Genomic DNA, 23139 nt, shown 5'->3' on the forward strand with positions numbered 1-23139 from the left:
TGAAAATGCACGCAGGGCTTTCGCTTTCGGGCTGGTTCGCTTCGACGGTCATGAGCGTGGCTGGGGGAGGACACCTCTGACGTAGGAGACAATGGTCAAGTGACTCTGGCCCCCTTTCACCCTTCTGACACGCCTGAGCTGCGCAAGGCGCGGGGGGCGTTCTTTACGCCTCAACCTATAGTCGCGTTCCTTGCTGATTGGGCGATTCGGGACGCGACGGATTCAGTCTTTGAACCGTCCGCAGGTGACGCCGAGTTTCTTGTCGAATCCGTCCGGCGACTCCGTAACCTCAGCGACGACCCGGCATTCGAACCCACAGTGCATGGTGTGGAGATCCACAAACATAGTGCGCAGGTGGGGCGCGGCCGAGTCCGCGAAGCCGGCGGCCGTCCCCGGATTCACGTAAACGACTTCTTCATGATCGATTCAGCTCGGAAGTATGCGGCTGTGATCGGCAACCCGCCCTATGTGCGCTACCAGGATTGGTCAGGGGTCGCGCGACTTCGCTCGCGTGAAGCGGCACTTCGATCTGGAGTGTCCCTCACCGGTCTCGCGTCGAGTTGGGCGGCCTTTGTTATTCAGGGCTCGTCGATCCTCCGCGATGGCGGACGGCTGGGCCTCGTCTTGCCTGCAGAACTCTTATCGGTCAATTACGCGGCACCGGTTCGGCAGTTTCTTTTTGATCACTTCCGCAGCCTTGAGATCGTGCTCTTCGAGGAGCAGATCTTTCCGGAGGCGGAGGCGGATGTCGTGTTGCTGCTCGCTGACGGTTACAACCAAGGCCCCACTGACCATGCGACGATCCGGCAGGCCAAGAACGCAGCGGGGCTTGCCGAGCTCGAACTTGGTATGCAGTGGGCGCCGGTCGACCCCGCCGGTAAGTGGACCGGCGCTGGACTCGTCTCGCCCGCTGCGACGATGCCCCTGGCACGACTCACTGCAGAGAATTTTTTCACTGATTTGGAATCTTGGGGCGATACGACGCTTGGCATGGTCACCGGCAATAACCGATACTTCGCTCTTTCTGCCGCGAGGATTAAGGAACTGGGCATACACCGTAACGAGCTACTTCGGCTCTCACCGCCGGGCAGTTCGCACCTGCGCGGCCTCGTTCTCTCTGATGACATGCTCACTCGGCTCGCACGCGAGGGGAAAGCAACGCGACTTTTCTACCCTGCCGCACAGCCATCGGCGGAGGCACAGGCGTACATTGACGCCGGGCACGCGGCCGGCGTCGATCAGGCCTACAAATGCCAGGTCCGCAAGACCTGGTACCGGGTTCCTCTCGTTGCTCCGGCCGACCTACTCTTGACGTGCATGAATGCGGATACACCGCGCCTCACAACGAACCTTGCCGGTGTCCGCCATCTGAATTCAATCCATGGGGTCTACCTCAACGATGACGTCCGTGAGCTTGGCTGGGAGCTTCTTCCGTTAGCCTCGTTGAACTCGATCACGTTGCTTAACGCAGAAATGGTTGGCCGGGCCTACGGCGGCGGAATTCTCAAACTGGAACCCAAGGAAGCCGATCGGTGGATGATGCCCTCACCCGAGTTGGTTAGTTCGCGCGCAGACGCGCTCCGCGCAATCCGCGACAAAGTCGCCAGGAAACTTCAGGGTGGGCAGCTTCTTGACGCCGTCGAGTTGGTCGATCACGCCCTTCTGCTCGACGCAGGCCATCTGACCACCGAGGAGATTAACCACGTTCGGGTTGCCCACACCGAACTCACTCGCCGACGCACAACTAGGGGTAAGCGTGGCTGAGCCAACCGCCAAGGACAAAGCATGGATCATTTTCGACCGCATCATCGCTGACGCTTCACCTAACGGTGTCCACACCAACCCGTGGCGCATCGTGGACGACAAGCGACAATACATGCCGGATATCGGCACACTCGAGCGCCTTCTCGGCGTTCCCCTATACCTCAAAGCGACCGTGCGATCAGGTGCGCGCGCACTCGCCCTCGACGTGTGGCTCGCCTATGAACTGCGCAGAGCCGGATTCGAACCGGATGCTGTCTGGCCACGAGCCAGTCATCCCCGCATCCTGCCGGTGCCGATCACCAATCTCTTAGACGCTTTACCGAAGGCCGAAAGAACGAAGCTCCTCCAGCGATTGACCAAGAAGGGTGCAATCAGCGGGGTCACATCGTCGAGTGCATCGATTCTGGGCAAGAACTATCTCAAGCAGGTAGACGTCATCATGACCGACTGGGCAACGGGCCCGGAAATCCTGATCTCAACCAAACGCATGGACTCGTCCTACGGCAAGAATGCGGCGAATCGCATCGAAGAATCCTACGGAGACGCAAAGAACCTCAGGCTGCGCCACCCCATGGCCGCTCTTGGATTTTTGATCGCTCTGCGCTCGGACATCCTGGTCAAAGAACCACTGATCTTCGAATGGCTCACGGACCTCGTCGGCAAGCTGGGTCAGGAAGACGACGCCTATCACGCGACATCCTTGCTACTCATGGACTACGGGGACGACCTGGTAATTGATGACGAGGATGACGAAGAGGAGCCAGAGAACCCGCTTGTGGCCGCTGGCCCTGATCCGGAGGCCGACGAAGACGTAGAAGAAGTGCCACCTGACGAGATCGAGAAAGCGCTAACGGAGCTACCTCGCGTTGTCATCCAGGAGGAGCTCGTAGAGCCACATCTCCGCGCAGCAACATTTATCGCAAACATCGTCAACCGCGCCCTCGATGGCACGCCAATCAACCTGCACAAAGCGGCACGCGCAATGCGAAAGAACGCCACCGGCTGACCGTTAGGAACGGGCAACCGGTGAAGCCGACCAAGCTGTCCGGGAGGGGGCCTCCGGTCAGTCCTCTTGAACGGGGTAGTGCGCTTCAATCCTGTCCGCCATGACGCGCGACAAATTGGAGATACGCCAGTGCTCGTCAACTCCATCCGGACCAATATGCTCCGGCTGATCCGCATACAGGCGTGCCAGCTGTCGAGCTTTAGTAACTGCCTCTGCCGGTGTTGCGGCCTCCCGAAGCTCTGCCCCGTCAAATGCGTAGGGCAGGTCGGGGCGACGCTCGCTGATTTCTTCGAGAACGACCGTCGATCCCGTAATAAGAACCTGATCTGCTAACGACATCTCCCGAATCCACTTGGCCAGCCGTTCCGCTCGACCACCGTCTGTAGCAATCATGCTGTCTCCTTGAGTATTCGATGCTTTGAGAGCCACCCGATCGTGCGGTTCAGAGCCACCGATTGTGCGAGAGAGAGCCAGCGACGGTATGGCTCAGAGCCGTTTGCGCTGTCTGCCTCATCGTATGGCTCTGGCAGGCGGGCAAGTGCTCTCCTCACGGGGCACTCTTTGCAGAGAGTTCAGGGCGTCACGCACCTGGGTGACCTCGACTCCGCTCGGTATCGAGCTGATGTCCAGACGAAATTCGGAGTGGCGGCGGGCGTCCACGAAGTGCTTCTCCGGCCAGGACTGGCCATGATGCCGGAGGCATAAGTCGAGAATTACGGGCAAGCGCCGATGAAGCTCTTCGAGCGCTCAGCCTCCCGGGGCGAGCTTGCGCTGCGCGATGAGCTCTTCGAGCAACTCGAGGTCACCCGTGGCTGGGCTTCGCAGCGCATCATTGAGCGTCCGCGATCCCATCCGGTCCCAGACCGCGACGCGGACGAGGTTCGCGCCGCCTATCGCGGCCAGCGCGTCGCGCATCGCGTCGTACAGGGCGCGCTGCTTCCAGCGCGCAGAGCCACCGCCGCTCAGGTCACGCCGCGGTGCGGAAGGACCGAACTGCGATTCGGCACCCGGATTCGTCCAGAAGCCGAGGCTGCTGCGCGTGTCCAGTGCGATCCGCTCGTACTGCGCGCAGTACAGCAGGTAGCTTTCCCTCCACGGAAGGGCTGTCGTCCAGTCCGGGGTCAGCGTCAGCGCTCGGTACCGGGTGAAATGCTGCTCTTCATCGAGCTCGACGATGAACCCGTCGAGCGGGTGATCCCATCCGCGCGGAGCGAGCCGTGGCTCGCTCTGGATGCCGCCGAGCTGCGCATAGAGGTCCCGCACCCAGCGCTCGGCCGGCTGCGGAAGTCCTGGCACCCGCGGCGTCCGCGGTACGGGCGGTAGGTGCTCAGTGCGCGACTCCGGTGACCGGGCATAACCCAGTTGGGCGAGCATCGTCCCCAGTGCCGCTTCTTGTTCTCCTCGAGCCATGCCGGCATCCTACGGCGCGCAGGCACTCCGGCCGCGTGCGACGATATGAGCATGATCGTCGAAGTAGGCACGTCACCACGCGAGACGCGACGCTGGGTGCAGCAGTGACGGTAACGATGCTCTACGAAAGTACCGCAGACGACTCCGCGCGGTTCCTGCTGGGCACCGTTGGCACGAATCCTCTGGTGTGCGTGGGAGTGAACCCGAGCACCGCGACACCGGAAAAGCTGGACCGCACGGTTACCCGGGTCGCTCGATACGCGGAGCTCAATGACCACGACAGCTGGGCGATGCTAAACCTCTACCCGCAGCGGTCGACCGACCCCACGGGGATGCACGTCGTGCACCTTCCGGAGCTGAAAGCAGCGAATGAACAATTCATCGCCGAGTTCATCGGCGGTCGCAAGCTCACGCTGCTGGCAGCCTGGGGTGGGCTGATCACGACGAGACCGTATCTGCGGGGGATGCTCGAGAGCATCGTGGAGATCACGGATGCGTCGTCGTGCGACTGGCAGTCGATCGGAGGGCTCCTGACGGGCGATCATCCGAGGCATCCGTCACGCGGCGCGTACCTGGATCTGCAGCCGTTCAACATCGACGCCTATCTGCGCAGGCTGTAGCCGACTGCTGTCATCTGGCAGCAGCTCTCTCTGCCCCCGGCAGAACAGAAGACTTTCCGTTCCCTCGCTGGACAAATTGGAGACCTGCGGTACTGTGTTCTCGGGCGGTCTGGACTGCCCGTCTCCAAGTCGTGATTCCCACGTGATTGCGATGCCAAGGACAACGGTGGCCGATCCAGAAGCAATAGTACCTGTTCCGTTCTCTCTCCTTTTCAGGGCGTGCGCGAGGCAGGCGTGGGGTGTCGAGCAAGGGAGTCGGTCAGTAGACCGACTTCGCGCCCGGAAAGAGATGACAATGTTCAACCTGAATCACGATCAGGATCGAGAGTTTCAGCGCGATGTGCGCGCATGGAGCACGTTCTCCGGCATGAAGTACACCGCGGCTCTGCGACTGATGCAGCATCCTCTGGCGCAGGGCATCCTCGGGGAGCGGATCAGTTCCAGGGCTGTGATCTCGGTGCTCACTGAGCACCCGGTGCTGTCAGAGCCCGTGTGGGACACGGACACTTCCGGCGACGACTTCCAAACCGAAGAGCGCGTCACCCACCTCGGCGAAACCGGTCTCTGGGATGCAGACGAGCGTCCTCTGCAATGCACGAGCGAAGACGATTATCTGGTCGTGGTGCTCACCGCGGAGGTACTGCGGATGTTCGCGCCGACGTCGCAGCCTCATGAGGACGCGCACAGCTACAACCTCAAGCACACCGTCGAGGAGTTCCTCGGCGAGTATCTCGGAGAGTTCTCCTACGTCGCCAACGGCACCGCGATCTGGGCGGCGGCGGCGCTCGACCTCCCCATGGCGGAGAGCGCCCCCGGCGAGCACAACCGGAACGCCTACCTCGGCCTGGAGTCGTTGCAGGTCGAGTACGCACGCCGCATGCGCCGCAACGTGCGAGGCTCGGGAACCACGATCCGGGCGCATCACCATCGTCCGCCCGGGTATCTGTTCCTCCTGCGTGCCCTCGAACGCTTCCGCGACACCGGGGTGGCTCCCGCTCGCTGGGACGGCGTCGACGACGACGCAGAGCCGCTGACGAGCCCGTTCCACGAGTGGTTGGTCGCCCAGGTCGCCCGCTCAGGGCGAGGCAAGCCCGGTTCGCGGGAGTTGCTCGCATACGACTACCGTGCCGGAATCAACGATGGCGACCACGGCGTCGCGGTTGAGCCCGAGGACCTGGTGCGGATGCTCGGTGAGCTCGCTGCCGACGCAGCGTTCCTCGACGGGGCGCGTGACGCCGTACTCGACTGGGCGCGGACGTCGCCCGAATCCACGGGCATCCGTACCGAGCCGATCGACGGAGGCAGGCGCGAACACCGCGGTTGGGGCGCCGGCGCTGGTGACGTCGAGCTCTACGAGTACAAGTGCCCGTGTGGCGAGGGCCGGATCGTGGAAGAGCACGACAACATCCCGGGCTTCCGCGAACACGATGTGCGGATCATCTGCGACCGGTGCGTCGCAGAGTGGCGGTTCGTTCCCGGGCGCCCAGTGAGCCGTTGGCGGCTGGAGCCGATCCCTGAGGGCACCGCTGAGGGATAGCTGTAGTGCGGGCTTGTGTTCTACAGGCCCGCATTCCGACGAGTTCGCCACAATGGGTCGTCGCGCGGCGGGTGATCACCTCGCGGTCGAAGCTCGGCCCGTCGAGCGCCCGGCTGCTGGCGCCTCGGGCAGCTCTATGGCTCGACGGAAGATCCGAGGTGGCGCTCATCGACGCCAACGGTGGCTCTGAACCACGCGAATCGTGTCTTGGCGAGATGGCTCTCACCCACACCGCACGTGGGCTCCATTGGAAGCGAATATTCAGTCTCCTCTGGTTACTCGGAGCGTATGACATGCCACCGACACTCCCGGTCTGTCGAAAGTTGAACTCTTCCCAAGGGGGTTGCAAGAGGCCACGGGAATATATGAGCCATAAAAAGCTTCATGGCGTCAGCTCACAAAGTCTTGACTTCGTCATCGCATAGCGTCTATTCAGCGCGACGGGCCGCTGCGCTCGGTTCCCGATAGATATCTTTGCTTTGGGGCTGCAATTTAGCGGCCAAGACTAGGGGCCCAGTGCGACTTCGAAAGCTATCAGTTCAGAATTTTCGCGGCGTGAAGAAAGGAGATTGGGACTTCAGCTCGTCCTTCGTCGCTCTCGTCGGTCCTGGCGACAGTACGAAAACGACCGTCCTCGACGCCATGGGCTTGGTCCTGTCTTCTCGCTACAACGTCACCTTCACAGACGCGGATTTTTTTGGCTGCGACACTCAACTGCCAATCGTTATCGAGGCCGTGGTCGTCGACCCCCTACGTGTCAAGGTCGAGTGAGGCCAGTGCCTAATCCTGAATCCACCGGTCGACCGCTGGTGGAATCGTGATTTGGGTTTGATTGGGTTTGATTGGGTTTCTGGGTTTCGGGCGCGGTTGAGGGCTGGGCCTCGATGCCTTGGTGTTCCACTGGGGTTCCTGGTTGCGCCGCTTGGGGCTGGGTGGTTAGGTGGCGGCGCGGCCGGGCGGGCTGCAGGCGCTGGTGAAAAGCGTGGTCCAGCCTGCTTCCCAGGGCCAGTGTTCGGGCAAGTGCAGCGTGATGCGGCGTGCGGATGTGGAGACTCGCGCGGCGACGTTGATGAGTTTGCGTCGGACGGTCGCGGTGACGGCTTTGCCGAGGGTGGGGCTGGCGAGGGTTCCGGCAGCGCGGGTGAGGTTGAACGCGATGCAGGCCAACACCAACCAGGCCGCGTTGGCCGTGAAAACGGACGGGAGGTGCGCCAGCGCCGACGCTTTCATATCTGCGTTGAGGTTTTCTATGACGGCATGTTGGCGGTGGGTTTTGTCGGCGTCGACGGTGTTCAGGGTGCTGGTGGTGAAGAACGCGTGGAAGCGGAACAGGTCAAAGAGAGTGCCTTGGCCGGCGGCAACGGTTTTGTTCAGCTCCGGGATGCGCCGCACGACCAGGCGCCCGGTGACCTGTTCGCTTTTCTTCTTTGAGCCGAAGGCGGTGAAGGCAATCTCGGCGACTTCCGCGTCGGAGATCCACTGCCCGGTCGTGTCGTCGAAGATCGCGTTGGTGTACTTGATCGGGATCCACGCGGTGTCGGGGATCGCGCTGATGGCCGCTTTCACCAAAGAATTCAGTCGGGCTGTGATCGACACCATCGCACCGGCGCGGATGGCCGCCATGATGACGGCGCTGACGTAGTAGGCGCTGTCGGCGCGCAGGAGCAGCAGTCCTGTCGCGGTCGGGTTGCGGAGGCGTTTCACGGTGGCGAGGGTGTCGGAGACGAACTTCGCCGCTCCGCGGGCGGAGTTGGTGGGGCCTTTCCGCAGCCGGCAGGCGACGATGATCGGTGCGGACAGTCCGGTGCTGATGATGGCGAACAGGGCGTTGAGGCCGCGGACGCCGGAGTAGCCAAACCCGGCGCCCTGCTTCTGGTGCCCGTGCACTTCTTTGATGGTGTCGTCGATATCGACCAGGGCGTACTCGTCGATACCGGCCACGATCGGGGTTACGGCGGCGAGGTTGCCCAGCCACCGGGACGCGGCGGCGTCGAGTTGGCGGACATGGCCGAACAGGAATGCCCGCAGGAACGATCCCAGCGTTGAAGGGGCGTAGGTTCCGGTGAACAGTTTCCGCAGCGCCCCGTGTCTGAGGACCGCCATGTCGTCGATGGAATCGCCCCCGGTGAGCATTCCGGCGACCAACGCCATCACTTTAATGCCCGCGTTCGCGCCGAAGTATCCGGGTAGTTTCACCCACTCATCGACGAGGGTACTGAGGCCAGTTTTCGCCGCCAACGCCATCACGGGAACAAGCCCGGCAGAGGACACGAGATTCGGGTCATCGAAGGAAGCGGACAAGGACCGGTGAGTGTGAGAAAGTTGCATCTACGAGATGCCTCCCTGGTTGGTGAATAGTTTGTCTAAGTAACAACTATTTTACCTGATCAGAGAGGCATTCTCGGTTTAACTCGCCGTCACGGAATCAAAGCCAACCGGTGGATTGAGGCTAATTCACACTTCAGGGTGACTTACGCTGCTGCGTGGGTGATCGTTACCTCGTATCCGAGGTTGTGGAGTTGCTTGAGTGCTCTGTTCTTGAGGCGGTCTGGGTTTAGGGATGTGTAGTGGTCGAGTCCTAAATCTTGGTAGATCTCGCCGGTGGTGAGCATGTTCCAGACCGCGGTGAGGATGGTGTGCTCCAGGGCGACGACGGCTTTCATCGGGCCGCGACGGGCCGCGATGCGGCGGTATTTCACGGCCAGATAGCTGGTTTTGCTGTGCGCTGCTGCCATCGCGGCGGTCCCGAGGGCGGCCTTGAGGTGTTTGTTGCCGGGCAGGATGTGGCTGGATTTCACCCGCCCGGCCGACTCGTTCGACCCCGGGCAGACGCCGGCCCACGACGCTAGATGGCCGGCGGTGGGGAACACGCTCATATCGCCGCCGGTTTCGGCGATGATGACTTCAGCGATACGGGTGGAGATTCCCGGGATCGTCTCCAGCGCGTCCCGGGCTGCTTGAAAAGGTTCCATCGCCGCCTCGATTTCGAGGGTGAAGGCGTCGATGCATTCGGTGAAGGTATCGATCTGTTTCAGGTGCGCGCGGACCATCATCGCGTGGTGATCACTGAAACGCCCGTTGAGGGCTTCGATCAGTTCCGGGATCTTTGCTTTGAGCCTGCCCTGCGCCAGGGCGGACAACACCTGCGGGTCGCGCTCTCCGGCGACAAGGGCATCGAGCATCATGCGGGAGGACACCCCGAGAAGATTCGAGACCACGGAGGAGAGTTTGATGCCGGAGGACTCCAGGAACTTCTCCAGGCGCTGGATCTGGCGGGTGCGGTCCCGCACCGTCAACGCTCGCGCTCGGGTCAAATCCCGCAGCACCCGGGTGTTGTCCGTCACGTTGAATGACGATGAGGCGTCATGCTGTTTGACGATGAGTTTTGGGGGTGTGGTCGGCACGGTGACGTGGTGGTCGTCAGCGGTGACGGCGGGAATTGTCGTGGTCGTCACGATGACGGCGGTTTTCGGGCACGCGGGAGCGCCCCGGCGCGGGATCTCAGGTGCGCAAGGGTGGGGGCAGGAGCTGGCCGCGGGTGAACATGCCGATCAGTGTCCACACTGGCAGCGGGGAGTCCCAACGCTGCTGGCAGGCCAGCGCCGCGCCGGCGAGGAGGTTCAGTGCGTCCCCGAGCGGAGTCGGCCAGACCAGGTCGCGGTTCAGGATGTCAGGATCGGCACGGTACGCGTGCTGCACGCCCTGTTCCTGCAACCAGTCGGCCTGTGGTTCCCGTGCCCGACGCAGCCAGCGGCGCACCGTGGAGACCGGGCGGCCCAGCTGGGTCGCGATCGTGCGGGGCCCATCGCCGCGGGCCTTCGAAGCCAGGGCCGTGCCAATCACCTGGGCCGTGTCCGCCCGCCGCAGAACCAGCGCTGCGGGCAGCAGCATGTGCGTGGCTGCGCACTCCGGGCAGCGGGCACGGCGGGGTCGCACCGTGACCGGTGCTTCGCCGAGGCTGCGCACCCTGCGGATGCGGCCATACCCGTGCGGGCGTAACGCCCCGGGACAGCCGGGACAGCCGGGACAGCCCAGCTGCCCCGCGTCGAACAGGGCCTCGGCCTGCTCCAGCGAGGCAACGACGATCATCGCGTCCGGCTCCATTCTGCTGCCACAAGGTCATGCCAGTAACTCTTGACTACCACACCCGGCCGGGGAAGGGGCCACCTCGTGTTGAGGGTGTGGCGGTCGCCGTCACCCTGCCGACCAGGCCGGCCAGGATCCTCATGACGATCACGGCCCAGGCGTTCGTCCGCGACCATCGCTGCTCGTCACGATGACGCCGCCGATATCGACAACCCCATCGTCACCCACCGCGACGCACAACCCCGGCCTCATCGTCATCCACGGAGACGTACAACACCCGGATCGGCTCCGGCGGTACGAAGGTGGCCCGCAGCAGCCCGTGGGCGGCCAGTTGCGCCAGCCACTGCGCGTCGGACACGTCGGTTTTACGTCCCGGGATGTTCCGGGCGTTCTTCGCATTCACCAGCATCACCGGCAAGGATTCTTCGAAAAGATAATAGAACGGTTTCCAATAGTCGCTGGTGGATTCCATCACGACCACGCTCACCTTCTGCGCCTCCAAGAATTCCCGTAGAGCGAGAATCTGGTTCGTCGTCGACCCCCACGTCGTGACAGTGGTGGTGAAAGTTCCGGCGCGTTGGCCGGGTAGTCGGACGCAGACTTTCGCGTCCCGTTTGGAGATATCGATACCGACCGCACGGTCGTGCACCACATCCATAACCTGCTCCTCCTCGTGTTCCGTTCCCAATATTTGGTGGGTCTGCTGCGGGGAGGACAGGATGAATCTGGAATCTAACACTCGTGCTCAAGGCAACACTCCACGGTTCCCGTGGGGTCCTCCGCGCCACGCTAACTGGCAGGCTCAAATGCGCGCCAAGTTACGGCCGGCGTCAACCGAAACAGACCCCACCATCATCCGCCGCCAGAAGGCGCCGCACCAGAGGCCTTCAGAAGGTGACCGTGCGAATATTTTCCATCCCACGGAGCGACAGCGTCGCTGGCCTGCTAACAGCAAGTTCGCCGTTTGACGTAGGGCGAGAATCAGGAATCATCACCATGTCCAGCCCGTCTTTGGTTGTCGCGTGGGTAGCTGGCACATCGACCGGCGCAGGGCATGGGGCACTCCGACTTCTGAGGATGATCACCTGGTATTCGTGGCTTCGTATGTCAGCCCGTCCATGTCAGGCCGAGGGTCTTAAACGCATCAAGGAGTTCCGGAGTCTCGGGGGACAGGTCCATCGGAGTGACCCGCGTGAGCAGGGGCGAGATGTCTGAGTCGTCTGGCGGGCGTTCGAAGATGGCCCAGAGTTTGAGGTCGTCGCCGTGCCTGGAGGCGAATTCGATACCGTCGACCACGGGCTCGTTCTGCTGGTAGAGCCAGGAAGCGATTGTGCGTGTGAGGTCTCGTGGTCCGGAGTCTTTCAGCGCCGCTGCATCGAAGTCGGAGGCTCCAAATCGGTGCGCGGTGTTGACGAATCGTGGCCAGAGCGCTGCGATAGTGTCTGCGGCAGTAGCCACGCAGAAGGTGCCCTGCAGCGTCGCGCTCGACGCAGACCGATCCTCCAACCAGCGGTAGCTCACGGCGGCCGGTGCTCGAGCGGGGAATTCGATGGCGTCCGCCGGCTCCTCGACGATGTCCTCGAGGCTGTCGACCAATTGCGTGTCACGACGGTACTTGGCGAGTAGCTCGATTAGGCAGGCGAAGAGTGATTGGCCGGCGTATACGGTCCTGAACTGACCGTCGATGTCATCCCATCGCCCGTTAAAACGACCCGCGTCTGTTGCATGCTTCCAGTCACTCCATGTCCAAGGTTCGGGATAGAAGCCCACCCGCCAGACCGTTCCTGGGTCGAGTCTGAGGACGAGGCTTGTCTCCGGCACGCCGATGATTAGCCGAAGGCCACGAATGAGCGCGCAGCGGCCAGAACGGCAGGGCCTGCGGTTGCGAGATCCTGCTCGCGCAGCACCCGTGCCGGTGCCATATCCTCAAGCTCGGGGTTCATGCCTTGAAACCAGCTCGCTACAGTCGCCGCCGACTCGCGGTCACGGAGCAATGCCATCACATAGAACGCGGCACGCAGGCGTTGTAAGGTCTCGTCCGACGGGGTCCGAACATTATCAGCCCACTCTCGCACTGCGCGTGTTTCGCGAACGTCCCCAAGGTAAGCGACCAGCTTCGCACCGAGCGTATCGCGCAGACCCTCCACGATTTCCGCCGGTGTCAGTCGGAGTGAGTCCGCATACCCCCGCAGACCCGGCTTTGCAGTCGTAGGGCTCATGCATCCATTGCACACCATTTATTAACGAATAGCAAACAAAACCCCTGTAATTGCACAGGCAAATCACTTGTGATTAAGGGTGTGATTCTTGCCCAAAAAACACCCGATCATCGAAGTCGACCGAGAGCATGAGGTCGACTTCGCCTTGGACCGCGCGACCGACTGGGCGGAGATGAGACCGTCATTACTCGTCGAGAAATTCGCGCAGATCTGTAATGACGTTGTGCTTGGGTTGATGGCGCTCTTGAGCGAGTTGTTCGACGAGCCAGTTCATAGTGACGATCGTTCCGCCGAGCAGGTTGCTGGCATCAAGTGAGAGGCTGTCATCGTCGCCCAAGGTTGCCGTGACGGCGTCAACCTCGTTCATTCGGGTGAGCGCCAGATTCATAGCCGCGCTGTTGGTGTCGTCTGTTGAACTTGCGTCCCACGCGGATACAGCGTCGAGGAGAATGTACGAGGCCTGACGGCCAGCTTCAGGAATATTGGTCATACTCTTTAGAATGACACCGCCCTCTGACATTCGGTGGTCTGGATATGGTCTCGATGGGCTCGGGGTGGCACGATTACTATGCGAGCCTGCCGTTTCATTTCCTTGTGATGTGAGGCAATCTCAAGGCATGGCACTAGCAACAACGAGCTACGACAGGACGGCGCCGCGCAGCACCGGAATCCATAACTTGAGATCTGGACTGCTAACTCCGTTGAGATGCTTTGTTTTCAGCTATCTCGCGCATTGGTGCCGATCGCGGCGGAGATCTCTGCCGCGATGCGGGCCGTTATTGTGCCAGCTCCGTTGAGACGTGCGCCGAATCGCGGCTTCGGCGCACTTACGTTGATCGCAGCGATGATTCTGTGTTGAGAATCATAGATCGGAGCGGACACAGCAACCACCCCCGACTCGAACTCTTCATCAATCGTTGCGTAGCCCTGTTTCCGGATACGATCTATCTCCGTTTTCAGGCTGTCGAAGTCCGTGACCACACGGTTCTTCTCATCCATGAGCGCAGATTCGGCCATCACCATATTCGGTGACGTGGGTGTGATGATGGCAGGATCATGACCATGGATTTCGTACCATTGGTGTAGTTCGTCTTCGGCCCAATCGCTGAGCAAGACGCGTCCGGACGGAGTTTGCCAGGCTGCTGTTGTCAGGCCCTTCCAGCTCCGCCCGCGGATGTCATGGTCGCTCTCCTCGCTAGCGAGAGTCAGGACGTTTCCGCCGCGCAGTACGCACAAGTGCGTGGTTTCACGTGTGGCCATTTCTAATTGACGCAAGTACGGCGTCGCCACATGTACTAGATGTGATTCGAAAGTACGCGCCGCTAGTGAATAGAGCCGGTATCCGAGTCGGTAATTCCGTGTGATCGGATCCCTTGATACCAGTGCCGACTCGGCGAGGGTGGCGAGGGCACGGGACACCATCCCTTTATCGCGGCCCACCAAATCCGCGACCTGGAGCACGCCGAGCCCATCGGCTGTCGCCGATGCGAGCACCTCCAGCAGCTCAAGATCTCTCCGGAGGCCGGCCGAGTTGCGACGTGGATCAACCGTTTGGGGACTGTCTTCGATGCTCGTCATACTACTTACAGTACTGGAATAGATCATAAATTGTTATATGGACAATTACTATTGCGCAAATAACAATCACACTTTAGTGTTGTGTCATTCGAACCAGGCGTCGACTTTCGTGTCGGCGTCAACTCAACGCAGAGTGAAAAGGAAGCTTCCGTGAACCAGTTTGATCTCAGCGGGTTGCTGACGTTCTGGGTGCAGCGATGGGATCAGATCCTCGGCCTTGCCCTCGGGCACCTTGCCGTCGTTGTCGTGTCCCTGCTGATTGCCGTAGTCATTGGCGTGGGTATCGGCATGCTGGTATGGAACCGACCCGTTCCCTATTCGTTGGTGATCGGGGCAGCCGGGATCGCCTTGACCATCCCCTCGCTGGCCTTGCTGGCAGTCCTAGTCCCGGTCTTCGGCCTCGGGTGGGCACCGACACTTATCGCTCTCGTGCTCTACTCGCTTCTACCTATCGTCCGTAACACAGCCGTCGGACTTCGCGCGGTGCCTCCGGCGATCAAGGAATCGGCCAAGGGTATGGGGATGAGCCCCACCAGGGTGCTCATCAGTGTTCAACTCCCGATGGCCTGGCCGATCATCGTAACTGGGATCCGTGTTTCAGCCCAGTTTGTGATCGGTACTGCGGCCATCGCTGCTTACGTGGCTGGTCCCGGACTCGGTCAGCTCATCTTCAAGGGATTATCGTCGCTGGGTTCCAAGAACGCACTGAATCTTGCGCTCACGGGAACCCTCGGCGTTATCGTCCTGGCGCTCGTTGTTGACGCCGTTTTAGTTTCTATCAGTCGATCCACTACATCAAGGGGACTCCGTGCTTAAGACAACCGATACCGCCATGACGCAGATCGCCGGCAACGCCAGCGGCGCCCGAATCGTACTTGATCGGGTCACTAAAAATTACCCGGGCCAGCCGGTATCTGCGGTAGAGAACTTTTCCATGGTCGCGGAGCCGGGCGAGCTCATCATGTTCGTCGGTCCTAGCGGTTGCGGCAAGACAACGACCATGAAAATGATCAACCGCATCATTGAACCCACGGGTGGATCTATCTCCATCAACGGGCGCGACGTGCTCTCGCTCAACCCCAACGAGCTGCGCCGTCACATCGGTTACGTGATTCAGCAGATCGGCTTGTTCCCACACATGACCATCGCGGAGAATATCGCGGTCGTCCCTAAACTGCTCGGCTGGACGAAAGCAAAAACCGTCGAGCGAGTTGAGGAGTTGCTCACCACTGTGCAACTCGACCCGGCTGAGTTCGCTCATCGATACCCAAAGCAACTTTCGGGTGGCCAACAACAGCGTGTTGGCGTTGCTCGCGCTCTGGCGGCGGATCCTCCAGTGATGCTGATGGACGAGCCGTTCGGCGCGACCGACCCAATCACGCGAGAAAAGCTGCAAGCCGAGTTTCTGCGCCTGCAAAATACGCTCGGTAAGACCATCATCTTCGTTACTCATGACTTCGACGAGGCCGTGCGTCTTGGTGACCGCATCGCAGTCCTGAGCGAACGTAGTCAGATCGAGCAGTTTGACACCCCGGCGAATATTCTCGCCGCACCGGCCAACGACTACGTTGCCTCTTTCATCGGTCATGGCGCCGCGATTAAGCGACTTGGTCTGATCCCTGTTACGGAGGCGAGACTCGGTCCGGTCAGCGCTTCAGCGGGCGGCCCAATATCGGTCAGCACCGCCGATACTCTGCGAGACGCTCTCGATTCGCTCGTGCTCACAGGTCTCACCGCACTGACAGTCGTCGACGCCCGCAACAAAGCTGTCGGGTCCATCAGTGTCGAACGCATCTCTGCAGCACTCGGTTCCGAGATCCCCGCCCTCCGCACCCCGAGAGTTGAAGCCACGTCCGGCGAAGGTCGCAGACTATGACGATCCAGGCAACTGAAGCCATCCTGACGGTCTCTAGCCAAATGCCCAACTCACGGCGGCGGTTTTTTACTGCCAGACGCTTCGTTACGCCGCTCGTGCTCGTGCTCGTGCTCGCGGCACTGCTCCTGTGGGTTTCGAGCCTGAGTCTCGACTCGATCGAGCAACGCACGCTCAACTGGCACTTCGTTGTGACCCGCATCCGTGAGCACCTCGGACTCACTGTTGCGACATCTGCCTTGGTTGCAGTGCTCGCGATCCCGGCGGGAATCGCGCTCAGCCGCATCAAGTCTCGCGCGGTGCAGTCCGTTGCGCTTGGACTCGCGAATATCGGCCAGGCTACGCCGGTCATCGGGGTCATCATTCTGCTGGCGATCCTTTGGCAGACGGGGTATGCGACAGCGTTGGTCGCTCTGGTGATCTATACGTTCCTGCCGGTATTAAGTAACACCCTCATCGGGCTGCAGCAGGTCGATGAGAGCGTGCGCGAATCGGCGATTGGTATGGGGATGACTCCCAACCAAGTGCTACGCCGCATCGAGCTACCCCTTGCTACGCCAGTCATCCTGGCGGGCCTGCGCACGTCAATTGTGTTCGCTGTTGGGGCCGCCACTGTGGCCACATTCATCAACGCGGGCGGCCTGGGCGACCTGATCGTCAACGGCCTGACGTTACAGCGATTCCCCGTCCTGATCACTGGTGCTGTCCTCGTGGCCTGTATCGCTGTCCTGATCGACTGGATCGCCGGGGTGGCCGAAGACTTGTTGCGGCCACAGGGAATCTAACCGTCAGGGTCTGATTCGATCATCAGGCGCCACACTTCGCATCCGTCCTGCATTAAGCCTCACGCATGTCTATAAAAGGAGTCACCATGAAGAAACGTACCTCTCTATCGCTGTTGGCCATTGCGGCTATCGGCGCCCTCGCTCTGAGCGGCTGTTCCAGCAGCAACTCCAACACCGGAGCGAAGGGCGACGAGTTAACCGGGCTCACTGGAACGATCGGAGCGAAAGAGTTCGCCGAGCAGTACATTCTCGCGAATCTGACAAGTCAGCTACTGAACGCGCACGGCGCCAATACTGATACCAACACGCAGGTCGCCGGATCAAGCAACGTTCGCACGGCTCTGGAAAGCGGCGATTTCCTCGGTTACTGGGAGTACACCGGCACGTCCTGGATCACGTACAACAAGAACACCGTCCCGGTGAAGGGTGCAGAAGCCCAGTTCACCGCCACCAAGGAGGCCGATGCGAAGTCCGGGATCGCTTGGCTCGACCCGGCACCGCTCAATAACACCTACGCCTTCGCCATCCGCTCCGACAAGGCGAAGGAACTTGGCGTCAGCTCGCTCAGTGACGTCGCCAAACTGCCGATCGCTGAGCAGACGTTCTGCATCGATAGCGAATTTTCTACACGTGATGACGGCTGGCCCGGACTGAAGAAAACCTACGGCATGGATGTGCCCGAGTCGAACGTCGCACTCCTCCAGCTGGGGCTCACCTATGCTGCTGCTCAAAAAGGCGACGACTGCAATTTTGGCGAGGTCTTCCAAACCGATGGGCGTATCAAAGCCCTTGACCTCACGGTAATGAAAGACGATAAGTCATTCTTCCCCGTTTACCAGGGTGCATTCACGCTCCAGCAGACGACGCTTGACGAGTACCCGGGAATCGCCGACGTAATGGCACTCCTCTCGCCGAAACTCACAACCGAGGTCATGCAGATACTCAACGCAAAGGCCGACGTCGACGGTGAGGACCCCAAGGCCATCGCCGACGATTGGCTGACCGAAGAGGGGCTGATCTAATCGTCCGAGACCCTTCGCATCAGCGAGAACGTGGTGGGCGACTGCGTCAACGAAGCCCGGGTCAACACCGTCTTCGGTCACCTCGAAGGCAGGTCCTGACTATACCGACGGTCGCTTCGTTAGACCGCTCATTCTTGTTGTGACCAAGGCCGCGGGCGACGACTTGTTCTCCTGATGTATCTCCCGGCTCAGACGGGCATCGCGGCGAACATCGCCGGCGCATTTGCCGACAGCACGGGCGTGAAAAACGACTAAATCCAAGCAATCGAAACTATTGAGAAGGCGTAACCAATGACCGCAACATCACCGACACGAGTCGGCTTCATCGGCCTGGGCAATATGGGTGCCGGCATGTCCCGCAACCTGCAGAAGGCCGGATTCGCCCTTGTCGTCCATGACATTCGCCGGGAGTCAGCCGCCGAACTGATCGCCGGCGGCGCCGTGTGGGCGGAAACCCCGGCCGAGACAGCCGCACAGAGCGACGTGGTCATTACCATGCTGCCAACTCCACGCCACGTCGACACAGTGGTGAACTCAAAGACCGGCATCCTGGCAGGCATCGCGGATGGCGGTACCTGGGTAGACATGTCTACCTCGGTACCCGAGGTAGCGCAGCGCGTTCGCGTCGAACAGGCCGCGCGGGGACTGCACATATTGGATGCACCGGTGAGCGGGATGGCAGTCGGTGCGGCCAACGGGATGCTGCAGATTTTCGTGGGGGGAGAGACTGACGACGTTGAGCGCCTGCGCCCTGTTTTCGAGGCCATGGGGGATCCCGATCGTATTCTGCATGTTGGTCCCGCCGGCTCCGGCTACGCGGTCAAACTCATGATCAATCAGCTCTGGTTCTCGCACCTGGTGGCCACCGCGGAGGTACTCAGCATCGGGGTGAAGGCGGGAGTCGATCTTGGGGTGCTGCGCAACTCCCTGATTGCCAGCCCGGCGAACAGCAACTTCGTGCAGCACGACGTCTTGTCGATCCTCACCGAAGGAGACTACGACGAGGGCTTTGCCATCGCGCTAGCTTGCAAGGATCTCGGTCTCTCTATCGACTTGGCCCGTTCGGTGGGCGTGCCCGCAGAACTCAGCAGCCTCGTCGAACAGATCTACCGCAGGGCGCGCGCACAATACGGAGATCATGCTGGCGAAATGACCCCGGTCAAACTCTACGAAGACCTGATCGGCGTTGACCTCCGATTGGAGAAAGTTCTCACGTGAACACTGTCGACATGACCCGTCACTTGCGCACGAGGCCCGCATTTCACGTCGCGAAATCGGCTACAAGTTCTAGCACGTCCAGCCACCCACAACGCAAACCGCTTTGTGTCTTTTCAAAGGAGTCGCTTTGACCATTACCGCCACCGACGAACAGGCACTCCTCGCCCGCGTTCCTACAGGACTGCTGATCGGAGGCGAATGGCGGGACGCTAGCGACGGCGGCACGTTTGACGTGCACGACCCATCGACAGGACAGGTATTGCTCAGCATCGCCGATGCGACGCCAGCCGACGGGGAAGCGGCCCTGTCGGCCGCGGCAGCAGCACAGAAGAGCTGGGCGAAGACGCCACCACGCGTGCGAGCTGAGATTCTGCGTTCAGCGTTTGAAGCGGTCACTGCGCGTGCAGACGACTTCGCGCTAATAATGACCCTGGAGATGGGGAAGCCCCTCGCCGAGGCCAAGGGCGAGGTGTCGTACGGCGCCGAGTTCCTCCGTTGGTTCTCCGAGGAAACCGCCCGAATTTCCGGTCGTTTTGCAACGTCCCCCGATGGTAACAGTCGCTTGTTGGTGACTAAACGACCTGTGGGACCGTGCCTGTTCATCACTCCATGGAACTTCCCCCTCGCCATGGCTACACGCAAAATCGCCCCGGCTATTGCAGCTGGTTGCACCATGGTGCTCAAGCCAGCCGCACTCACCCCGCTCACCGCACTCATGTTTGCCCAGGTAATGCAGGAAGCAGGTCTCCCCGCCGGGGTTCTGAACGTAGTGCAGACCACAAGTGCTGGAGCAGTCACCGGACCACTTATCGCAGACTCTCGCCTGCGAAAGCTCTCATTCACCGGTTCGACCGAGGTGGGTCGCCGTCTGATCAAGACCGCTGCGGATCAGGTCTTGCGTGTGTCCATGGAGCTTGGGGGTAACGCTCCCTTCGTCGTGTTCGAGGACGCCGACCTCGATAAAGCGGTCGACGGAGCGATGCAGGCCAAGATGCGTAATGGAGGCGAAGCTTGCACTGCCGCGAATCGCATCCTCGTGCAGGAAACGGTGGCTGAAGAATTCACCGCGAAACTGATCGAGAGGATGCGCACACACACGGTCGCCCGCGGCACGGAACCCGGGTCGAAAATCGGCCCCCTGGTCGACGAGGGCACCCGAACGAAAGTGCACGACCTCGTCAGCGATGCAGTGAGCGCGGGAGCAACCCTCGCACTCGGCGGGGAGCGCATCGATGGCCCCGGCTACTTCTACGAGCCAACGGTGCTTACCAACGTGCCAGCACATGCCCGCATCCTGCAAGAGGAAGTTTTCGGACCAGTGGCGCCCATCATCACCTTTGCAACCGAAGCGGAAGCCATTCGGCTGTCGAACGACACTGAATTTGGGCTAGTTGCCTACGCTTACACTCGGGATCTCAACCGAGGGTTTCGCCTTGCCGAAGAACTCGAGGTCGGCATGTTCGGCCTCAACACCGGAATCGTGTCGAATCCAGCCGCACCATTCGGTGGCGTGAAACAGTCGGGCATAGGTCGCGAGGGTGGCCACGAAGGTATCGAAGAATACCTCGAAATTCGCTACGTAGGGATCGCTGACCCGTTCGCCGACGGGCAGGACTCCGTATAGATCAGAAGCCTTCAACCAGAAAAACAGGATGTGAAATGCACGACAATCACGAAAAGGCATGGAAATTATGACAACACGAGACATCGATGGACGACTTGCACAAGGCTGGGGAGGGGACGCCCCAAATGGAGTGCATGTCAACGTACTGTTGGCCCGACGCGGCAGCCCGACCGCGGCCACAATCATGACCGCATTTACCTCACCATCCGAAGGATTTACCCCGATACTTGCCTCCGTCGGCCCAAGCCAAGCATCATACGTAACCCTCAATCCACCGACTGTGATCCTGAATAAGACGGCGGCGGTCACCGACTTCCAGCAGACCCTAGTCTCAGGAGCGGCATCGGTGGGAATATCCCAAGGTGTTCTGGACGCTGTTGCGAGAGGTCTATTGGAAGCTAACCAGGAGAGCGTCGTTCTCGTGTCGTTGTGGGTGGATCCAGCGGCGGAGAATGAGACAGAGGTGAAATGTTCTGCTCGTGCCGCCACCATCTCGGCCATTGGCGAGGCAGTGACCGGCCGCACTGAGCAAGAACGACAGTCACTGGTCGATGAACGGGAGACCATCACGCACCCGTTCTACAACGGAATATCCGGCCCCTCCGACGTGGAGTAAGTCACCCCTTCTTGCCGACCATACCCAAGCGCGCGGGACGTGCGCGCAGAGTGTTGTTAACGACGAAAGACTCGCTCACTCCGAAAAATGAGCGGGTTTTTCTCGTGCGCGCACGGTGACCTTGGCGGCCGCTATCAGAAGTCGACTGCATCAACCTGCACTCTGCTCATGAGCCGGCTGCACTATCCGTACTTTTGGTCACAAGCCGTCTGCACGAATGAGTCCAGAGGCCATCTTCCCGATCGACTGGATGTGCCACAAGCTGAAGGTCTCCCGGGCCTCGTTCTACCGTTGGCTGCGCCCCGCCGAACCCACTAAAACGCAGGTCCGCCATGACGAACTGGACGCGCACGTTGTCCGCGTCTACAAGCGCGAGAAAGGTAAGGCCGGGAGGGACCAGATCGCGATCCTCCTGGCCCAGGAAGGCGTCAGCATCGCCACGGGCACAGTCGGGTCGATCCTGCGCGGGCGGGGCCTGCGGGCGATCAGGATGCGGTCGTGGAAGAAGACCACGACCGTTGACCCCGACGCCCGGACCGAGCACATCCAGAACCACATGCTCGACAACGAGGGGAAGCGAGACTTCACCTCCGAGGTCCCAGGAACCCGGCTCTGCGGCGACATCACTTACCTGCGGACCGGGTCGGGGTGGCTGTATTTGGCGACCGTCATCGACTTGTCGACCCGGATGGTCGTGGGCTGGTCGATGGCCGCTCACATGCGCACCAGCCTGATCATCGACGCCCTGGCGATGGCCCGCGACCACGGCCACCTGGACGTGAACGGGGCCATTTTCAACTCCGACCGTGGCTCGCAATACACCTCTGGAGATTTCCAGAAGTGGTGCTTCGCGAACGGGGTGACGCAGTCGATGGGAGCCGTGGGCGTGTTGGGATAACGCCGTGGCGGAGTCATTTTTCTCCCATATGAAGACGGAAATGTATTACCAGCAGCACTTCGACAACCACCTCGCCGCGCGCACCGCGGTGATGGAATACATCGAATCCTGGTACAACCGGCGACGGCCCCACTCCCACAACGGAGGACTACAACCGGCCGCCGCTCTCGCCGCTTACCAAGACCGCCGCCACCTGGCTGCGGCATAGAAGAAAAACACATCGAACTGTCTCAAAAACTTGACGAGCGCATTGTGAGCAAAGCGCGTTCCGGACGGGAGGTTCCGAGGTTGGATCTTGGAAGTGAAGTCGGTGGCTTCAGTGGCCAGACTGCCTCGCAAGACGCGCTCGAAGACGCGGCCACCCGACAGCCGGGACCCGCCGTTGTCGACCGCGCGCAGAGTGGCGACCAGTCGACCCTGTCCGGACGCGCGGGACCAGAGCACGCCGGAGTTGGTCGTGACGTCGCCCGTGGATATGCCGCTGGGCAAGGTCAATCGGTTCCGGACCAGAGGGATGGCCACGGGACGCGCGGCCTGGGCGGGACCGGGTGCAGCGAAGGCGAGTCCGGCAGCGGCGATAGCGACGGTAAACACGGATCGGCGAGTGAAATCAGGCATGTTACGACCATTGCCGCACCGCGTAAACGCACAGAGACTCCGGCATGAACTTTGAGGCAAGGCAGGGTGGTCTCGGCGCGAGGACCACGGCCCCGGGTTGCGTCCAATAGCGTGTATTTGCTCGTCACATTCAGCTGCGCGGCCGTCTAGGGTTCCCGGTGTCTTATATGAGGCCGATACAGAGGGCTTTCGCTAAATCGTTTACGGTCTCATGGGAGTTCCCGTAGAACGTGTGGTACACATATACTCTAGGGGGTATCCCATG

24 protein-coding genes and 1 pseudogene are annotated in these 23139 nt (G+C 61.0%); 14 read left to right on the forward strand and 11 right to left on the reverse strand.

All coding sequences use genetic code 11. From position 1 onward, the window contains the following. Window positions 1-99 precede the first annotated feature (99 nt). Together EDD25_RS16850 and EDD25_RS16855 are read left to right on the forward strand one after the other, a co-directional pair. The gene (locus tag EDD25_RS16850; protein ID WP_134175673.1) at window positions 100-1764 is read left to right on the forward strand and encodes an Eco57I restriction-modification methylase domain-containing protein; all 1665 of its coding nucleotides are present in this window, start codon (window positions 100-102) and stop codon (window positions 1762-1764) included. Beyond that, the gene (locus EDD25_RS16855; protein WP_134175675.1) at window positions 1757-2770 is read left to right on the forward strand and encodes a hypothetical protein; all 1014 of its coding nucleotides are present in this window, start codon (window positions 1757-1759) and stop codon (window positions 2768-2770) included. Before EDD25_RS16850 ends, EDD25_RS16855 begins: the two co-directional genes overlap by 8 nt. A 57-nt stretch (window positions 2771-2827) precedes the next feature. Here the strand turns inward: EDD25_RS16855 and EDD25_RS16860 are convergent, their stop codons facing one another. Both EDD25_RS16860 and EDD25_RS16865 read right to left on the reverse strand, forming a co-directional pair. Beyond that, window positions 2828-3163: a hypothetical protein gene (locus EDD25_RS16860; RefSeq protein WP_134175677.1), complete on the reverse strand. Its 336-nt coding sequence runs from the start codon at window positions 3161-3163 to the stop codon at window positions 2828-2830. 354 nt (window positions 3164-3517) lie between these two features. Continuing rightward, window positions 3518-4180, reverse strand: coding sequence for a DUF7255 family protein (locus tag EDD25_RS16865; protein ID WP_134175679.1), 663 nt, complete (start codon window positions 4178-4180; stop codon window positions 3518-3520). Between the two features lie 104 nt (window positions 4181-4284). On the opposite strand from EDD25_RS16865, the gene EDD25_RS16870 reads away from it, so the two are divergent. The 3 genes from EDD25_RS16870 (at window position 4285) to EDD25_RS16880 (ending at window position 7108) form a co-directional block, all read left to right on the forward strand. After that, window positions 4285-4800, forward strand: coding sequence for a DUF1643 domain-containing protein (locus EDD25_RS16870; protein WP_134175680.1), 516 nt, complete (start codon window positions 4285-4287; stop codon window positions 4798-4800). A gap of 295 nt (window positions 4801-5095) precedes the next feature. After that, window positions 5096-6337 (forward strand): hypothetical protein, encoded by a 1242-nt coding sequence (locus EDD25_RS17805; protein ID WP_175183027.1) that lies wholly within the window; start codon window positions 5096-5098, stop codon window positions 6335-6337. Between the two features lie 555 nt (window positions 6338-6892). Beyond that, window positions 6893-7108, forward strand: coding sequence for a hypothetical protein (locus tag EDD25_RS16880; RefSeq protein WP_134175682.1), 216 nt, complete (start codon window positions 6893-6895; stop codon window positions 7106-7108). Window positions 7109-7273: 165 nt separating this feature from the next. On the opposite strand, the gene EDD25_RS16885 is transcribed toward EDD25_RS16880, so the two are convergent. The 8 genes and pseudogenes from EDD25_RS16885 to EDD25_RS16920 all read right to left on the reverse strand — a co-directional run bounded on the left by EDD25_RS16885 (window position 7274) and on the right by EDD25_RS16920 (window position 14220). Further along, window positions 7274-8665: an IS1380 family transposase gene (locus EDD25_RS16885; RefSeq protein ID WP_134175684.1), complete on the reverse strand. Its 1392-nt coding sequence runs from the start codon at window positions 8663-8665 to the stop codon at window positions 7274-7276. Between the two features lie 143 nt (window positions 8666-8808). Then, complete coding sequence (locus EDD25_RS16890) at window positions 8809-9792, reverse strand: IS110 family RNA-guided transposase (protein ID WP_166671353.1); 984 nt, start codon at window positions 9790-9792, stop codon at window positions 8809-8811. 46 nt (window positions 9793-9838) lie between these two features. After that, complete coding sequence (locus tag EDD25_RS16895) at window positions 9839-10426, reverse strand: DUF6431 domain-containing protein (protein ID WP_166671354.1); 588 nt, start codon at window positions 10424-10426, stop codon at window positions 9839-9841. A gap of 268 nt (window positions 10427-10694) precedes the next feature. Then, window positions 10695-11081, reverse strand: a pseudogene (locus EDD25_RS16900) (IS110 family transposase); the annotation flags it as partial. A 449-nt stretch (window positions 11082-11530) separates the two neighbouring features. After that, window positions 11531-12019: a hypothetical protein gene (locus tag EDD25_RS16905; RefSeq protein WP_134175692.1), complete on the reverse strand. Its 489-nt coding sequence runs from the start codon at window positions 12017-12019 to the stop codon at window positions 11531-11533. 233 nt (window positions 12020-12252) lie between these two features. After that, window positions 12253-12642 carry a hypothetical protein gene (locus EDD25_RS16910; RefSeq protein ID WP_134175694.1) on the reverse strand — a complete coding sequence of 130 codons (390 nt, stop codon included), beginning with the start codon at window positions 12640-12642 and terminating at the stop codon, window positions 12253-12255. 184 nt (window positions 12643-12826) lie between these two features. Continuing rightward, complete coding sequence (locus tag EDD25_RS16915; RefSeq protein ID WP_134175696.1) at window positions 12827-13132, reverse strand: hypothetical protein; 306 nt, start codon at window positions 13130-13132, stop codon at window positions 12827-12829. Window positions 13133-13359: 227 nt separating this feature from the next. After that, window positions 13360-14220 (reverse strand): IclR family transcriptional regulator, encoded by an 861-nt coding sequence (locus EDD25_RS16920; protein ID WP_134175697.1) that lies wholly within the window; start codon window positions 14218-14220, stop codon window positions 13360-13362. Window positions 14221-14370: 150 nt separating this feature from the next. Here EDD25_RS16920 and EDD25_RS16925 point away from each other — a divergent pair, with 150 nt between their 5' ends. From EDD25_RS16925 to EDD25_RS16965, 9 genes are all read left to right on the forward strand, one after another. Beyond that, the gene (locus EDD25_RS16925) at window positions 14371-15036 is read left to right on the forward strand and encodes an ABC transporter permease (RefSeq protein WP_198418909.1); all 666 of its coding nucleotides are present in this window, start codon (window positions 14371-14373) and stop codon (window positions 15034-15036) included. After that, entirely contained in the window at window positions 15029-16096 is a 1068-nt protein-coding gene (locus EDD25_RS16930; RefSeq protein ID WP_422386808.1) for an ABC transporter ATP-binding protein, read from the forward strand. Before EDD25_RS16925 ends, EDD25_RS16930 begins: the two co-directional genes overlap by 8 nt. Beyond that, window positions 16093-16878: an ABC transporter permease gene (locus tag EDD25_RS16935; RefSeq protein ID WP_134175699.1), complete on the forward strand. Its 786-nt coding sequence runs from the start codon at window positions 16093-16095 to the stop codon at window positions 16876-16878. The genes EDD25_RS16930 and EDD25_RS16935 overlap by 4 nt, the downstream gene beginning before the upstream one ends. 86 nt (window positions 16879-16964) lie before the next feature. Further along, window positions 16965-17900: a glycine betaine ABC transporter substrate-binding protein gene (locus EDD25_RS16940; protein WP_134175701.1), complete on the forward strand. Its 936-nt coding sequence runs from the start codon at window positions 16965-16967 to the stop codon at window positions 17898-17900. A gap of 291 nt (window positions 17901-18191) precedes the next feature. Continuing rightward, window positions 18192-19118, forward strand: a complete 927-nt coding sequence (locus EDD25_RS16945) for an NAD(P)-dependent oxidoreductase (RefSeq protein ID WP_134175703.1) — start codon at window positions 18192-18194, stop codon at window positions 19116-19118. A gap of 127 nt (window positions 19119-19245) precedes the next feature. After that, window positions 19246-20742, forward strand: a complete 1497-nt coding sequence (locus tag EDD25_RS16950) for an NAD-dependent succinate-semialdehyde dehydrogenase (RefSeq protein WP_134175705.1) — start codon at window positions 19246-19248, stop codon at window positions 20740-20742. A 67-nt stretch (window positions 20743-20809) separates the two neighbouring features. Continuing rightward, on the forward strand, window positions 20810-21358 hold the full coding sequence (locus EDD25_RS16955) for a formaldehyde-activating enzyme (RefSeq protein WP_166786275.1): 549 nt from the start codon (window positions 20810-20812) through the stop codon (window positions 21356-21358). 217 nt (window positions 21359-21575) lie between these two features. Beyond that, window positions 21576-22256, forward strand: a complete 681-nt coding sequence (locus EDD25_RS16960) for an IS3 family transposase (RefSeq protein WP_134175709.1) — start codon at window positions 21576-21578, stop codon at window positions 22254-22256. A 4-nt stretch (window positions 22257-22260) separates the two neighbouring features. Next, window positions 22261-22464 carry an IS3 family transposase gene (locus tag EDD25_RS16965; protein ID WP_134175711.1) on the forward strand — a complete coding sequence of 68 codons (204 nt, stop codon included), beginning with the start codon at window positions 22261-22263 and terminating at the stop codon, window positions 22462-22464. Here the strand turns inward: EDD25_RS16965 and EDD25_RS16970 are convergent. Next, the gene (locus tag EDD25_RS16970; protein ID WP_175183028.1) at window positions 22431-22874 is read right to left on the reverse strand and encodes an alkaline phosphatase D family protein; all 444 of its coding nucleotides are present in this window, start codon (window positions 22872-22874) and stop codon (window positions 22431-22433) included. The genes EDD25_RS16965 and EDD25_RS16970 overlap by 34 nt on opposite strands. Between the last annotated feature and the right edge of the window lie 265 nt (window positions 22875-23139).

This window comes from Cryobacterium psychrophilum (genome assembly GCF_004365915.1).
Classification (GTDB): domain Bacteria; phylum Actinomycetota; class Actinomycetes; order Actinomycetales; family Microbacteriaceae; genus Cryobacterium; species Cryobacterium psychrophilum.